Source organism: Aquirufa echingensis (genome assembly GCF_042714525.1).
Lineage (GTDB): Bacteria > Bacteroidota > Bacteroidia > Cytophagales > Spirosomataceae > Aquirufa > Aquirufa echingensis.
Genome location: NZ_JBBKYA010000002.1, coordinates 384,982 through 399,120, shown reverse-complemented (window position 1 = coordinate 399,120; position 14,139 = coordinate 384,982). Strand labels below are relative to the sequence as shown.

Annotated in this window: 14 protein-coding genes; 13 read left to right on the top strand and 1 reads right to left on the bottom strand. The window is 36.0% G+C overall.

From position 1 onward, the window contains the following. The 13 genes from SKC38_RS04380 to SKC38_RS04320 all read left to right on the top strand — a co-directional run bounded on the left by SKC38_RS04380 (nucleotide 1) and on the right by SKC38_RS04320 (nucleotide 12,040). Nucleotides 1-849, top strand: coding sequence for a hypothetical protein (locus SKC38_RS04380; RefSeq protein WP_377975416.1), 849 nt, complete (start codon nucleotides 1-3; stop codon nucleotides 847-849). Nucleotides 850-882: 33 nt separating this feature from the next. Next, a complete protein-coding gene (locus SKC38_RS04375) occupies nucleotides 883-1,929 on the top strand; it encodes a glycosyltransferase family 4 protein (RefSeq protein ID WP_377975415.1) in 1,047 nt (348 codons plus the stop codon). 9 nt (nucleotides 1,930-1,938) lie between these two features. Further along, nucleotides 1,939-3,114, top strand: coding sequence for a glycosyltransferase (locus SKC38_RS04370; protein ID WP_377975413.1), 1,176 nt, complete (start codon nucleotides 1,939-1,941; stop codon nucleotides 3,112-3,114). After that, entirely contained in the window at nucleotides 3,114-4,010 is an 897-nt protein-coding gene (locus SKC38_RS04365) for an NAD-dependent epimerase/dehydratase family protein (protein ID WP_377975411.1), read from the top strand. Before SKC38_RS04370 ends, SKC38_RS04365 begins: the two co-directional genes overlap by 1 nt. A 162-nt stretch (nucleotides 4,011-4,172) precedes the next feature. Further along, on the top strand, nucleotides 4,173-4,859 hold the full coding sequence (locus SKC38_RS04360; protein ID WP_377975409.1) for a hypothetical protein: 687 nt from the start codon (nucleotides 4,173-4,175) through the stop codon (nucleotides 4,857-4,859). Nucleotides 4,860-4,948: 89 nt separating this feature from the next. Beyond that, nucleotides 4,949-5,560, top strand: coding sequence for a DUF6088 family protein (locus SKC38_RS04355; protein WP_377975407.1), 612 nt, complete (start codon nucleotides 4,949-4,951; stop codon nucleotides 5,558-5,560). Further along, complete coding sequence (locus SKC38_RS04350; protein ID WP_377975405.1) at nucleotides 5,557-6,570, top strand: nucleotidyl transferase AbiEii/AbiGii toxin family protein; 1,014 nt, start codon at nucleotides 5,557-5,559, stop codon at nucleotides 6,568-6,570. The genes SKC38_RS04355 and SKC38_RS04350 overlap by 4 nt, the downstream gene beginning before the upstream one ends. Nucleotides 6,571-6,903: 333 nt before the next feature. Continuing rightward, nucleotides 6,904-7,665, top strand: a complete 762-nt coding sequence (locus SKC38_RS04345; protein WP_377975404.1) for a type IV toxin-antitoxin system AbiEi family antitoxin — start codon at nucleotides 6,904-6,906, stop codon at nucleotides 7,663-7,665. Next, entirely contained in the window at nucleotides 7,665-8,576 is a 912-nt protein-coding gene (locus SKC38_RS04340; protein ID WP_377975402.1) for a nucleotidyl transferase AbiEii/AbiGii toxin family protein, read from the top strand. The genes SKC38_RS04345 and SKC38_RS04340 overlap by 1 nt, the downstream gene beginning before the upstream one ends. A gap of 340 nt (nucleotides 8,577-8,916) precedes the next feature. Continuing rightward, nucleotides 8,917-9,837: a glycosyltransferase family 2 protein gene (locus tag SKC38_RS04335; RefSeq protein ID WP_377975400.1), complete on the top strand. Its 921-nt coding sequence runs from the start codon at nucleotides 8,917-8,919 to the stop codon at nucleotides 9,835-9,837. 142 nt (nucleotides 9,838-9,979) lie between these two features. Then, a complete protein-coding gene (locus SKC38_RS04330; RefSeq protein WP_377975398.1) occupies nucleotides 9,980-10,291 on the top strand; it encodes a helix-turn-helix domain-containing protein in 312 nt (103 codons plus the stop codon). Between the two features lie 259 nt (nucleotides 10,292-10,550). Further along, complete coding sequence (locus SKC38_RS04325) at nucleotides 10,551-11,189, top strand: type IV toxin-antitoxin system AbiEi family antitoxin domain-containing protein (RefSeq protein ID WP_377975396.1); 639 nt, start codon at nucleotides 10,551-10,553, stop codon at nucleotides 11,187-11,189. After that, entirely contained in the window at nucleotides 11,186-12,040 is an 855-nt protein-coding gene (locus SKC38_RS04320; RefSeq protein WP_377975395.1) for a nucleotidyl transferase AbiEii/AbiGii toxin family protein, read from the top strand. Before SKC38_RS04325 ends, SKC38_RS04320 begins: the two co-directional genes overlap by 4 nt. A 47-nt stretch (nucleotides 12,041-12,087) precedes the next feature. Here SKC38_RS04320 and SKC38_RS04315 read toward each other — a convergent pair whose 3' ends face one another. Then, nucleotides 12,088-14,139, bottom strand: coding sequence for a glycosyltransferase family 39 protein (locus SKC38_RS04315; RefSeq protein WP_377975393.1), 2,052 nt, complete (start codon nucleotides 14,137-14,139; stop codon nucleotides 12,088-12,090).

Below are 14,139 nucleotides of genomic sequence, written 5' to 3'. Positions count from 1 at the left end.
ATGCAATTAGTAGGGCATAATTATTTTAGCATTTCGGGCTTTATGCTTCCATCTTCATTTAATGAAGAAGTTGACGCACCCTTTAGAAAACCGGGATTAATGTCAGGTTATCCACATGCAGGTATATTAAGTCTTATTGCACTTCAATGTTTAATTTATTTTAATAGGAGAATCAATAGGCTTATGTTTGTCATTCTTTTTAGTTTTTTAACGCTTTCTTTGATTGTTACGTCTAGAACTGCATTGTTGTTGGCAATTGTCCCTTTTGTAACTTTTTTTATGCGGGGGTTTAAAAGTAAGAAAGCACTATCTGGAATTATTCTATTTATTGGCATTGGAATAAGTTTAATTACCTATATCATAAATATGCTCCCGGAAGATACCTTTACGCATTCATTTGAAATATTTTTGAATTATTCAGAAAGTAAATCTTTCAACACGTTAAGTACTGATGCATCTATAGAAAGTTATATGCTGCCGCTTAAAACGTCAACATGGTTATTAGGAAATGGTAAATACATGACTAATGATTATAATTTGAATGTGGATGATGGTTTTCAGATTCCATTATATGGAGGAGGTGTAATTTATCTAATCATAACCATTTGCTTGTATTTTTATTATTTTTTTAAATCTACTTACAGATTAAAGCCTACTTTTAAAAAATACACTATCGGCTGTATATTTTTGATTGTATTTATTGCAAATTTTAAGTTGGACACAATTTTTACCAGGGTAATAAGCGATATTTTAACCCTTTTTTTTGCTATTGGTTTACAATCGAAATATAACCATGAAGATTTTGCACAATACTCTTTCAAAGGCAAAATGAATGAAGTCTTTAATTGAAGTGATTTTTAACCATAATTAATAAAATATAGCTTGAAAGAAATTAAAGTTCTTCATGTTTTACCTACACACAAGATTGGAGGCGTAGAATTGGCTGCATTATCGTCATTAAACTATCTAGATGATTTTTTTGACTTTAAACTTGCTTATATTTTTAATTATGAAACCCAAAATTCACTCTTTGGCAGAATTAAAGGAGTTTTAAATGCAATTAAAAGCATTTTTATAAAAACTCCTGATATATTGATTACTTCGCTTTGGTTATCGGTGCTAGTTGGATTGCCACTCAAGCTGATTTTTAAAGAAAAGATTACATGGGTACACTTTGTTCACAATACCAAATTCTTTCATTTTCTTGATCATTTTTTCAATAAAATTGGTTCAGTAAAATGTGATTATGTTTTTGCGGATTCCCAATCTACAAAGGATTTTTTAGTAAAATATTCCTCAAAGCCAAGTTTTGTCATATCATATCTGCTTTCAAATGGAGGCTTTTCTAAAACTGCAAAGTCAATAAGTTTAGAAGAAGTTTCATTTATTTACATTGGCAGAATTGCAAAACAGAAAAATTTAGAATTAGCTTTTCGAGTTATTTCAGGCCTTAAAAAAGAAGGATATTCTGTTTCGTTTGATATTTTTGGTCCGATTGAGATGAATATGGATGAGTTGCAAATGAAAATAAATGAATTAGATATACATAATAATGTTTCATTTAAGGGGATAGTCGCGCCAAATGAGATTAATGATTTAATGAAAAATTACAATTTTTATCTTCAAACAAGCGCAGTAGAAGGGATGGCGATGAGTGTTGTACAAGCCATGCAAAATGGCTTAGTTTGCTTGGTTACTCCTTGTGGGGAAATTGCCAATTATTCTCAGGATATGATTTCCGCTATCCATTTACATCAAGGTACAGAAAATGGTATTAATGATTTTATCGCTAAAATTAAGTTAGCAATTGGTGACCCTGTACTTTATGATAAATTATCCCAATCAGCATTTCAAAGCTTTTCAGATAAGCTGTCTTATCAAGAGTCAATGAGAAATACAATTGAAAGTATTTTAAATCAGAAGAAATAATGCAAATCCATGAAGTTACTATTTGTAATTACTGATTTAGGTAGTTTTAATAATTTCCTAATTGAGCTCGCTTTATCATTTTCCGAAAATACGGAAAATGAGTTGCATGTGATTTGCTCAAAAGATAAGGTAATTAATGTAGGGGGTAACAATTATTCATTTAAACAAAACGTGTTTTTTCATTTTGTAGATATTCCGCGTGGATTTAGTTTTATAAAGCTTGTTAATGCATCATATAAAATAAGGAAAATTATAAACAGAGTGAACCCTGATTTAGTACATATTCATTTTACAACATCTGCCTTCCCGACTTTGCTTTTTAAATCTTCCAAAGTTACTTATTGGTCAACATTTCACGGTTTAGGAATGAATTCAACTGCAGGTATGAAAAGCTTGATTTTTTCTATTGTTGAAATGTTTTGTTTCATTAAGTCTGATAAAATATTTGTATTAAATTCAGTTGATTTTAATCTTGTGGATTCATTTAGCTTTTTGAAATCGAAGGTCGTTAAACTCAAAAGTTTAGGTGTAGGTTGCAATATTGAAAAATTTGACCCATTTAAAAGTGGACAGGCTTTTATTGAGAATTTTCAAAACGCTCACTCAATTTCTGACACTCATACAATAATAACATATACTGGAAGGTTTGTTTCATTTAAAGGATTCGATTTAGTTATCCGAATTTTCAAAAAGCTAATATTAAAGTACCCCGGAAAATACAAATTAATTTTAATTGGAGGTGAGGATTTAATTCACTCAACAGGTTTAACTCCTGATGAGAATGTTTTCCTTGAAACAAGTTCTGATATTATAAATGTGGGATTTATATCCGATGTCCATAATTATTTAGCACTTACTGATTTATTCTTGTTTCCAAGTAAGAAAGAAGGTCTTCCTGTTTGTATAATAGAATCGTTAGCCATGGGAGTACCTGTAATTACTTTCGACACAAGAGGAAGTAATGAAATAGTAGTAAATGATTATAATGGTAAACTTATAGTTCCCGATAATAATCCTAGTGTGGAAGTGAATGAATTTGTCAATCAAATTGAAGCTATTGTGAATGATAAATCTCTTAATAGTCTATTAAAGAATAATGCATTGAAAGATCGCTTTAAGTATTCAAGACAAAATTTTATTAACGAAAGTCTTCAAGACTACAAAAGTTTCCACGAACAGAATTAATGAAAGAGAAATCAATTACCATTTCAGGTTCTTCAGGGTTCTTAGGTAAAAATTTGATTCATTATTTAACTCCTAATCGATTCGATTTACTGAAACGAAGTGAAATCTCAATTAGTAGATCCCAAGGCGTAATCAACCTCACTGGACTAGCGCACGACTTAAAATCTGTTGCTGATTCTAGTAGCTATTACCAAGTTAATACAGATTTTAGCAATCGCCTTTTTGATGCCTTCCTTTCATCAGATGCAGAAGTCTTCATCACAATTAGTTCTGTGAAGGCTGTCGCCGACAGTACTAACGAAATTTTGACTGAGCAAGCTGAACCTAATCCTCAAACGCATTATGGTAAAAGTAAATTGCTAGCAGAATTTTATATTAATTCAAAACAAATTCCTGTTGGCAAGCGAGTCTATATTTTAAGGCCGTGCATGATCCATGGACCTGGTAATAAAGGGAATCTTAATTTGCTATATCAAGTCATTAAAAAAGGACTTCCATGGCCTTTGGCAGCATTTGAAAATAAACGTTCATTTTGTAGTGTCGAAAACATATGCTTCGTTATCAAAGAATTGCTAGAGCGTGAAGATATTCCTTCTGGGATTTACAATATGTCAGATGATGAAGCTCTTTCAACGAATCAAGTAATTGAGTTGATTGGTGAATCGATGGGTAAGCGGGTAAGTCTTTGGCATGTTTCCAAACCCCTAATTAAACTGGTGGCCAACTTAGGCGACTTGTTTCATCTTCCATTAAATTCGGAACGCCTTCAAAAGTTGACTGAAAGTTATGTCGTATCTAACGCCAAGCTAATTCAAGCTTTAGGCAAGGAATTACCAGTCGCGGCAAAAGAAGGACTACGGTCAACTTTGCAGAGTTTTCAATCGAAAGCTCAGTAAATCTTATTTCCCCCCTCCCCAGGCGATTTAGCCCCAGCCCCCCTTTCAACTTTCTAGATTTACTCATTTTTACTTCATTGTTTGCATGCCTGCCAGGAGCAGGTCACAGGTCAATCGTATTATAATTAAAAGTTAAATTTACTACTTAATGAAGTAATATAGATGGAAAATGTCAATTCGGATTTAAGGGAATCAATTATCAATTCAATAAGTTTAAAAGACCCATTAATAGATATCGGAGAAGCAATTTTAGATTCAAAAATTTCAAACGAAATCTTAAAAGAAATTCCAATTTTAGGTTGGATTTCCAAAACTGTAACTGTAGTTGACAAAGTAAGGACAAAATTTTTAGTTGATAAAATTTTTAAATTTGTTAATGGTCTTTCCGATATAAATGAGGGCGAGTTTCGTGAATTTGAAGCTAAATATTTGTCGAATCCTGAAGATATGGAAGGATTTTATTCTGCTTTATTAGTAGCAATTGATCGCGTAGATCATTTAGATAAAATGAAAATCATTGCTAATTTATTTTCGAATTTAATGATAGGGAAAATCGATGAATCATTTTTTCAAAGGTCATTTAACATCATTCAATCTTTATATTTCAATGATTTAAAAGATTTCATCGAAAATAAATTAATCTTTACTTACGATGAAATTTATGAAAGATCCAATATCAATCATGCACTTCTGTCTTTAGGACTATTAACATTTCACATTATTGATAATCAAAACTCTAATAAAAGAGTGCCCAATGAGACAAATTTAAAATTCCATTATGTTTATTCTTCTTTTGGAAGGAAGTTTATTGATGCTTGTCAATTCAATAGTTCGAAACGAATATTTTAGATCATTTTGTGGTTTATTCCCTTATTTTCCTTGTTGAATTCATTATTTATTTTTTGTAATCGTGTCACAATTATTTGTATATTTGTGACATGAGCAAGTCTATTAATAGTCAAATTGAAGCAAGAGTTAAGCGGGCGAAGCCTGGTTGTATTTTTTTGCCTTCAGATTTTAAGGATTTGGGGACTTCTACAGCAATCAGGAAAGCGCTCTCTCGTTTGGTTGAGCAGAAAGTTTTGGTTCGTATGGGTCAAGGAATTTATGTGACAGCTATGCATGATAAGGTGTTTGGAGAGGTGCTTCCTTCCATAGAAGAAATAGCAACATCTTTAGCAAAAAAAGAGCGCGTGAAAATTATGCCTTCAGGACAATATGCTTTGAATAAAATTGGGCTTTCTACGCAAGTTTCTATGAAGTTGGTTTACCTGACTAATGGTACAAAGAAAAATATTAATATCGGTAAAGGATCGATTGTATTTCAACCTACAACTGCCAAAAAATTAGCTATGATTGGTTCAATTTCTAGCTTAGTGTTGTTAGGTTTAGAGGAATTGGACTTAAAACAATTGTCCAAATCAGAAATAGAAAAAGTAAAAAAATTACTCGAAAAAGAAGATGAGAAAAAATTGAAGCATGATTTGAAACTCGCTTCTGCAAAAATTAGTGATTTTGTAGTTAAAAACTATTTAAATCAAACTGTATGATTGGATGGCTTGAAAATCTCGATGATGTCTCACGAAAAATCTCTTTAAATCAAGCATCATTGAAGTCGGGAATATCTCCAAAAGCAGTTGAAAAAGATTGGTGGGTAACACTTGTTTTGAAAATTTTATTCACATCAAGGTATGAACCGTATTTTGCATTCAAAGGAGGGACCTCATTGAGTAAAGGTTGGGGAATTATTGATCGATTTTCTGAAGATATTGATATTGCTCTAAATGCTGAAGTGTTTGGATTAAATTATAAAGACAATCCATCTAAATCATTTGTTGAACAACTTAGGAGAAAGGGTTGTTTATTTACAAGTAATGAAATTGCTAATGAGTTAAGAGAATCCTTTGAAAAACTTCAAATTCGTAAGGAGTTGTATTCCATAGAGGTGCAGGAAATTCAAGCTGATATGCCAGACACCGATCCTCAAACAATATATATAAACTATAAATCCTTGTATGACCCTAATCCATATTTGCCAGAAAAGGTAAAAGTTGAGTTTAGTGTTCGTTCCCATAATGAGCCCAACGATTGCCGTCATATGCAATCTTTATTAAATTATTATTTCCCGAATGACATTTATGGAGAATTTGCGTTCCCGGTTACTACTATTCAACCTGGTAGAACACTGATTGAGAAAATTTTATTATTACATGAGGAATACAATCGAGAAGATGAGAGCAAAATGAAGACATTTAGAATGTCTCGTCATTATTATGATTTATATCGATTAAATGAAAATTATTCTCATACTTTGGTAGATATTCAATTTATTGAAGACATTATTAAGCATCGAAAATCATATTCCCCAATAAAACATTTCGATCAAAGTACCCTATGTATAGGTCAAATTTCTATCATTCCTTCTGACGAAAAATTAATGAAATTAAAAAATGACTATGAAGAAATGGCTAAAGAAATGATGTATGGAGATATCCCTTCATTTAATGATTTGATTATTATGGCTAGAAATATTCAGGATTCTTTCAATCAAAAATTATGACCTTTTGATAGGTAATAAAAAGAGCATTAAAGTTTATTTATTACTACTTATATAGTGCACATTCCGGTGCGCAGTTTATTTAGAAATCCTTCAAAATCAGTAAAATCAGCGTAATCTGCGGTTTAGATTCGTGTGGTCCACGGGGAGCAGGTCACATACATTTAAGTTTGAAATTGTGCCTAAAATTATACTAATGGTATAATTATTAGGGTATAAAATAAACTATCAAATTTGAATTTGCACACGTGTGACTATACCGTAATTCACTGATATAAAGGATAAATTAAAGCTAGTTTATGCATTTTGGTTTAAATAAAATCTTATATTTGTACTATGAGTATAAATTTGGACAATAAATTAAACAAATTATTGCAAGATATCCCCAAAGGGACAGTTATTCTGTCTTCTTGGTTGTTGTCTCAAGGGTATTCGCATTCCCTTCAGCATCGCTATTTAAAGAGCCATTGGCTTGAGACGATCGGCAGTGGTGCATTTAAAAGGAAAAATGATGAACTAGCAGTTTTCGGGGCCTTATATGCTTTGCAGCAACAAAAAGGGAAGAATATTCACATAGGAGGGAAATCAGCATTGAGCTTGTTGGGTTTTGCCCACAATATTGAAATGAATGATACATCGCTTTCATTTTTCGCTCATCCAGGATATAAATTTCCGAAATGGTTTAAAAATAATCGGGACTGGAAGGCGCATCGATTGTTTTGTTCAAGCTTTTTGCCTGCGCAGTTGGGTATAATGGAGTATGATCTAGGTAATTTTAAAATAAAAATTTCAACCCCCGCAAGGGCGATACTGGAATGCCTCGAAATAGCACCTAAGAAGTTTGATTTAGCAGAAGTGTATTTGATCATGGAGGGTCTAACGAGTTTAAAACCTAGTGAAGTTCAAAAATTGCTTGAGGCTTGTACTTCTATCAAAGTGAAAAGGTTGTTTTTGTATTTTGCAGAAGTCTCTAACCATACATGGTTTAACTATTTAGATGTTGATAAAATCAATTTGGGCTCAGGGAAACGGTCGATTGTAAAAGACGGTTCATACAATGAAAAGTATAAGATAACAGTACCCCAAAGAATAAACTGATGGAGTTAATTTATATACGTCAAACGGAATTGTTGCTCAGAGTATTACCATATATCAACGAAATGGGCGTTTTCGCACTCCATGGAGGAACTGCAATCAATCTATTTCATGATGAAATGCCAAGATTATCTGTAGATATTGACCTAACCTATTTGCCTATTGAAAATCGGGAAAGTGATTTGATGGAAATAAAGGCAAATTTGGAAAAAATTGCTTCTGAACTTATAAGAGTAGTTCCTGGCATTCAAGTGACTAATCCTAACCATGTGATGGGGGAGTTTAAGCTTTTCTGTAATTTGAAGGGCGTACAAATTAAAATGGAAGTCAATACAATTAATCGTGGGGTTATTGGAGATGTTGAGACTCGAAGCTTATGTGCTAGGGCACAGGAAAAGTTTGACCAGTTCTTTGAAATGAAAACGGTCCCCAAGAATCAACTTTTTGGAGGAAAAATTATTGCAGCGTTAGATCGTCAACATCCAAGAGATATATTTGATACAATGAGGCTTTTGGATAAAGAGCCTCTTGATGAAGAAATGATCAAGGGCTTTTTATTTTGTTTGTTGTCATCAAGTAAACCCATGCATGAGATTTTAGCACCTGTGTTCAAAGACCAGCAAAGTGCTATGAATACTCAGTTTCATGGAATGACAGATGTGGATTTTACTTATGGCGTTTATGAGCAACAAAGAAAAAGATTACTGGAAGCTATATTAAAGTCACTAAATAGGCAGCACTTAAATTTTTTGAGGTCTGTAGCCACGAATAAGCCGGATTGGATATATGGAGATTGGAGCAATTATCCGGGGATTAGTTGGAAACTTAAAAACTTGGTCGAACTAGAAAAGAACAATAAGTCCAAGTTTTATGAGCAATTAGAAGCTTTATCAAGAATCAACTTACAAGCTTAATGAATGATAATTTTTGTGTGAAATATCATGCATTGGACTTGTATTTATTGTTTAATGAATGAAATTTAATGCAAAACTTGCTTAAATGTATAGATTCCAGCCTACGATGATTTATAGGCTAATTATAATTCATGGGTAGATAATCTCGATAAAATGGTTGTGAGGCAATTGTCTCTTGATGCATAATCGGCAAATTTGTAACTATGTAAATTGGGGGCTTTATCCCATCCGAGATTCACATTTCCCCACTTGGCACCTGATTTTGTTATTTCACTCCTTGCAATTTCTTGATTTATCAATAGCTTTACGCTCGAATTGAATCGTCGCGCGTCGCTTGCTCATGGAAAAATCGTTTTGCATCATCCTTCCCTGCTTTAATGAAAGTGGTGTCATCGCACAGCTCCTCAGGGATATCGAAGCCAAAACCGTCCAAAGCTCCTACGCTTTCCGCATCATCCTTGTCGATGACGGATCCACCGACGACACCGTGGCCATCGCCAAAGCGTTTCAATTCCAATCCCCGCTGTACGAATTACAAATCATCCAACTGCGCCACAATTCCGGCCACCAAGAAGCAATTCGCCACGGCCTGCATTATGCACATAGTCTGCAAACAAATGCCGCGGGTTACATTGTGATGGATTCAGACGGCGAAGATGATCCCGCCGCGATTTTGAACTTCATTCAAGGAGCCGGAACAAGTGACATCATGCTGGTGAATCGGGGGAGCCGACAAGAAAGTTTCCGCTTCAAAGTGGGTTATTTCTTCTACCGCATTATTTTTCAGATCATTACCGGTCGCAACATTTCCCATGGAAATTTCTCCATGATTAGCGATCGCGTTTTGGCAAAAATTGTTCACCAACCCTTTATCCACTACGGCAGCTTTTTGACCAAACAAAAAATGGGTATTTCCTATTTTACCTTTGACCGCGCCGCCCGCATCGATAATAACCCCAAAATGAATTTTCAAAGCCTCGTCTTTCACGGGCTTTATTCCATGATCGAGTATTCAGAAGAGATTCTTTACTCCCTCATGAAGCTGTTTGTGCTGTTTATCTTCGCACTCTTTGGCGTAGCTTGTTATGTGATCTATTCCAAATACATCGCTTTTACCGCCATCTCCGGTTGGACTTCAGGCGTCGCCGGCAGCTTGTTCATCTCGCTCCTCGTGATCGTGTCCACCGTGATCCTCGGATTGATTCTCCTATCCATCAAAAAAATCATGCTGCAAACGTCGAAGAATTACGACGAGGTGTAAATTGCATTTTATCAGTTTTATTTACTTTTCTTTCAAAGATGTTTCCCAACTTGTGGAAACATTTTTTTTGTATACTGAATCTTTTTAATGTGTCATATAAATGTCAATTTTAATTATATTTGTTTATTATATGACTCATTATATGAAAAATGCACCTTTGCTTTTGCCGAAACTTACACAAATTATCCAGGTGATGGGCGAAAATATTCAATTTGCTCGTTTACGTCGCAAAATGTCGGCGAGCCAGTTGGCAGAACGCGCGGGCATCAGTCGGAAAACGTTATACAACATTGAACATGGAGTTGCCACCGTCGCGATGGGGCACTATTTGCAAGTTTTGTTTGTCTTGGGGTTTGAAAAGGATTTATTGGAAGTTGCAGCTAATGATTTGCTGGGACGAAAATTGCAAGATGCGGGTATTAAATTGATGAAACGTGCACCTAAAATAAAATGATATGAAGGGGGCAAATGGAATAATTTACGTTTCTGTAAATAGGGTCTTTTTCATAGACAATTGAAAATTAAAGGTTTTATCCTCAATTCTAAACAGTCTTAATGGTGCTTACACTTTTACTACAGTGGATCTCAGGGGTAATTCTTTGTAAGAACTACAAGCCAATAATTTCCGAAAAGATTGATAAAATTTTACAAATTTTGTAAAAAATTAATAGTTAATTCGGAAAATATCCGAATTGTGTTTATATATTTGACATATGAATGTAATTAGGGAATTGTCTTCGTATAGTGATCAACCGATAAGTACACAAGTTCTTCTCGGCTTGCTAAAAGGGTATAGTCGACCCTATGACAAGATAATGGAGTTGCTTAAGCAAGGTGTTATTTATCAATTAAGAAGGGGGCTTTATGTTACGAGTTCTTTGGTCAGTACAAACACTCCTGAACCTTTTCTGATAGCCAATCATTTATATGGCCCAAGCTATGTATCACTTGATTCAGCCTTGTTTCATTGGGGATTAATTCCTGAGCGGGTTTTTGAGATTTGTAGCATGACTCCAAAAATTTCCAAGCGATATACGTCGCAACAAGTTGTTTATAGTTTCACTCACTTGCCTTTGGCCTATTACCCTTTGGGAATTAAATCCTTAACGATACATGAAAAGCAGACCGTGTTAATTGCGGGCCCAGAAAAAGCACTTTGTGATAAAGTGATTACAACGGCAGGAGTCAATTTGCGCAGTAAGCAACAAGCACTTGCTTTTTTGGTGGATGATTTACGAATTGAAAAGGATCAACTTCGTGAGTTCGATTTAAGGACCATGTTAACCTGGTTACCCGTTTGCCCTAAAAGTCGTAGTATTAAATTAATCATTGAAGCAATAGCAGGATTATGATAAAGGATTGGATTGATTCATATAAGCCAAAAAATATTCAAGAAACAGAACAAGCTTTGCGAGAAATCATGCAAGAAATCACACTTGCTGGTCTATACAGGGCAAGTTTTTATAAACATGCTGCCTTCTACGGAGGAACGGCTCTGCGAATATTTCATGGGCTAAATCGATTTTCGGAGGATTTGGATTTTTCTCTTTTGGAAAAGAATCCTGATTTTGAATTTGAGCCTTTTTTCCCCTATGTGCTTGAAGAATTTAATGCAATGGGTATGCAAGTTTCATTAAATCAGAAAACGAAGTTAAATATATCGAATATTGATTCTGCATTTTTAAAGTCTGAAACGTGCTGGAGCGAGTTAATATTTGAAAGTACGATACCTCAAATTAAGCTTACTGTAAAGCCTAGCATAAAAATTAAAATTGAGATAGACACAAATCCGCCGCTTCATTTTAACACAGAGCATCTATTACTTACTAAACCTTTTTCCTTCTATGTGAATTGTCTTACCTTGCCAAATTTGTTTGCCGGGAAAATGCATGCGATGCTTTTTCGTAAATGGAAAAATAGAGTTAAGGGAAGAGATTGGTATGATATGGAATGGTATATCAGAAATGGAGTCAAGTTGAACTTAAGTCATTTTTGCCAAAGAGCCATTGAAAGTGGCGATTGGTCTCAGGAATCAATTAATAAGAACCAATTATTGGAATTGTTAGTCATGAAAATCGATTCAACTAAAATTGAAAATGTGAAAGAAGATGTGATTCGTTTTGTCCAAAATCCGGAAGAATTAACGATTTGGTCTAAAGAATATTTCAACAAACTTATCGTAAATCTTGAATTTGAAGAATAATGTTTATTCTATTTTTTGATAATAAACAAGTACGATTTGGCCGGTTTCTAAGGCACCTGCACCGCTTTCGGAAACTCAATGAAATACATCGGCCCAATGGCCTCTACCTGATACGTTCCCCAGCCAGGTCCCAAAATGGGGAAATCACTAATCACACATTCCACCCACTCCGTTCGTGCATTGCGCGTATGTGCTAAGCTTGGATCTGCATGTACATCAACCAAATGCTTCCCTGGCATCATCACCCACCAAGGATATTCCATGCCGTCATAGCCCCAAGCCATCCCGATGCGCGTATAGCCTTTGGCCTGAATCCTTTTGCGTATTTCCGCATAAGGTCCGCGATTCACTAATTTGTTCTGAAAATAATTGGCCTCGCGCGTTAATTGCCAAGCCGCCGGACGTGCCTGCAATTGCACAGAATCTAACAGGATGTCCACAATCCGAGCACGCTGCGACTCGGATAAATCGGCTTTGATCCGGTATTGATCTCCCTGCTTTTCATAATAAGTAGTTAACTCGGGGTACCATGGGCTATTCTGGATTTTCTGCCAATCAGTTTTCGAGAGCTGCTGCTGTGGCACATGCTGCCAACGGCGAATCAGGTTCTCGGCCACCAAGATCGGTTTTGACTTGTTGATGAACAGCCAGGGCCAAGGTAAAATAAATAAGACGATGAGGTATTTCGCTTTGGCGCTAGGAATGAATTTTCCTAGGATATAGCCGATGCTGATGGCTTGAATTCCATAAAGTCCTACGAGTAAACGGGCCAACATCGGATTATAGCGGATAAAACTGCAAAATAGCACAAAACCCAGTAGCGAAATGCCCAGCAAAAAGCCTACATGAGGAATGCTTTTTCGGTGCTTGATTCCGTAAGCTATGGCCAGTAGGAACAATAGACTACCTACTATATTACCCGCCGTATCTTCCGTATAGCCAAACATCGAGTTGAAAACATAAGCATCATAGGTTCCCTCCACCGGATTATCTGGCAAACCCCATACAGCGTGTAATTGATGTACGGCATCGTTCACAGCTCGGTTCCATGGTCCCAAGGGTAAAGCCCAGTCGGTGGCCCAAGTGCGCAGCGTATTGGAATAAGTAATCGCAGGGCTTAATTTCCCATTCGTCACGGCGATGTGCATGGGACTCTCAGGTTTGGGCCCTAATACATGTCCGAAGGTCTGTTGGTTGCGTCCTAAAAAAGGTCCCAAAATCAGCAGGGCAATGGGGAGGCTAATCAGGACTTTGGGCACGATATTTTTGCGCAGATAGCTTAGGTGAAAAAGCAATAAGGGTAGGACAAATAACAGGCTAGTAAATTTGACCAAAGCTCCTAAACTGATTGCCAAAGCGAGCCAAAGCGTATTGTTTTTGTTCTTATGCTCCAGCAGGAAATAAAAACTCGCCAAGACAAAAAAGCCAGCGATTAGGTCGTTCTGTGTTGTCGTCGACTGAAAAATGACCATCGGATTCAATAGGTAAACCAATACCCCTAATCCCTGTTGGATGCGATGTCCACCCATGTGGCCAATGATTCGCACAATCAAAAGCAAATTGATGACGAGTGCTGCCCATTGGAAACTGTTTGCCCACAGGTCGCTGCCTTGCAAGAGATAGCTGTGTAAAATAAGGTATTCCGCGAGGGGAGAGGAGAACAGTTGGCGCGCGATCCCCGTCGGGTAAAAGTCTACGTTCCCGTTTTGGGCCCAATGCGCCACACGCGCCATGTGGTAAGACATGGAATCGTAATTGTTGGGCGGGAAATAAAGTGCCTCAGCAAGAAGAATACTTAGCAAAACCAACAGGCCTACACCCAGTTTTGGTAGCTTGGGAAGTGGAGGAAATTGGGTTTGTTGGTGTGTCGTCCAAGCCCTCCTGCCCATCAATAGGCAAGCTAGCCCATAGGCAATCCAAAGGTTTTGGGTATTAAGGGCATTAAACAGTGATAGGATTTCGGTGCCGACATAAACCGCTGTACTGAAAGCTAGGCATGCTTTGATGAAAGCATCGAAAACGATTGTCCAATGGCTGATGTTTCCTTTGGGAATCCAAAGGGAAATGCTGAGCAGAAAACCAAGGATGAATAAGATCAC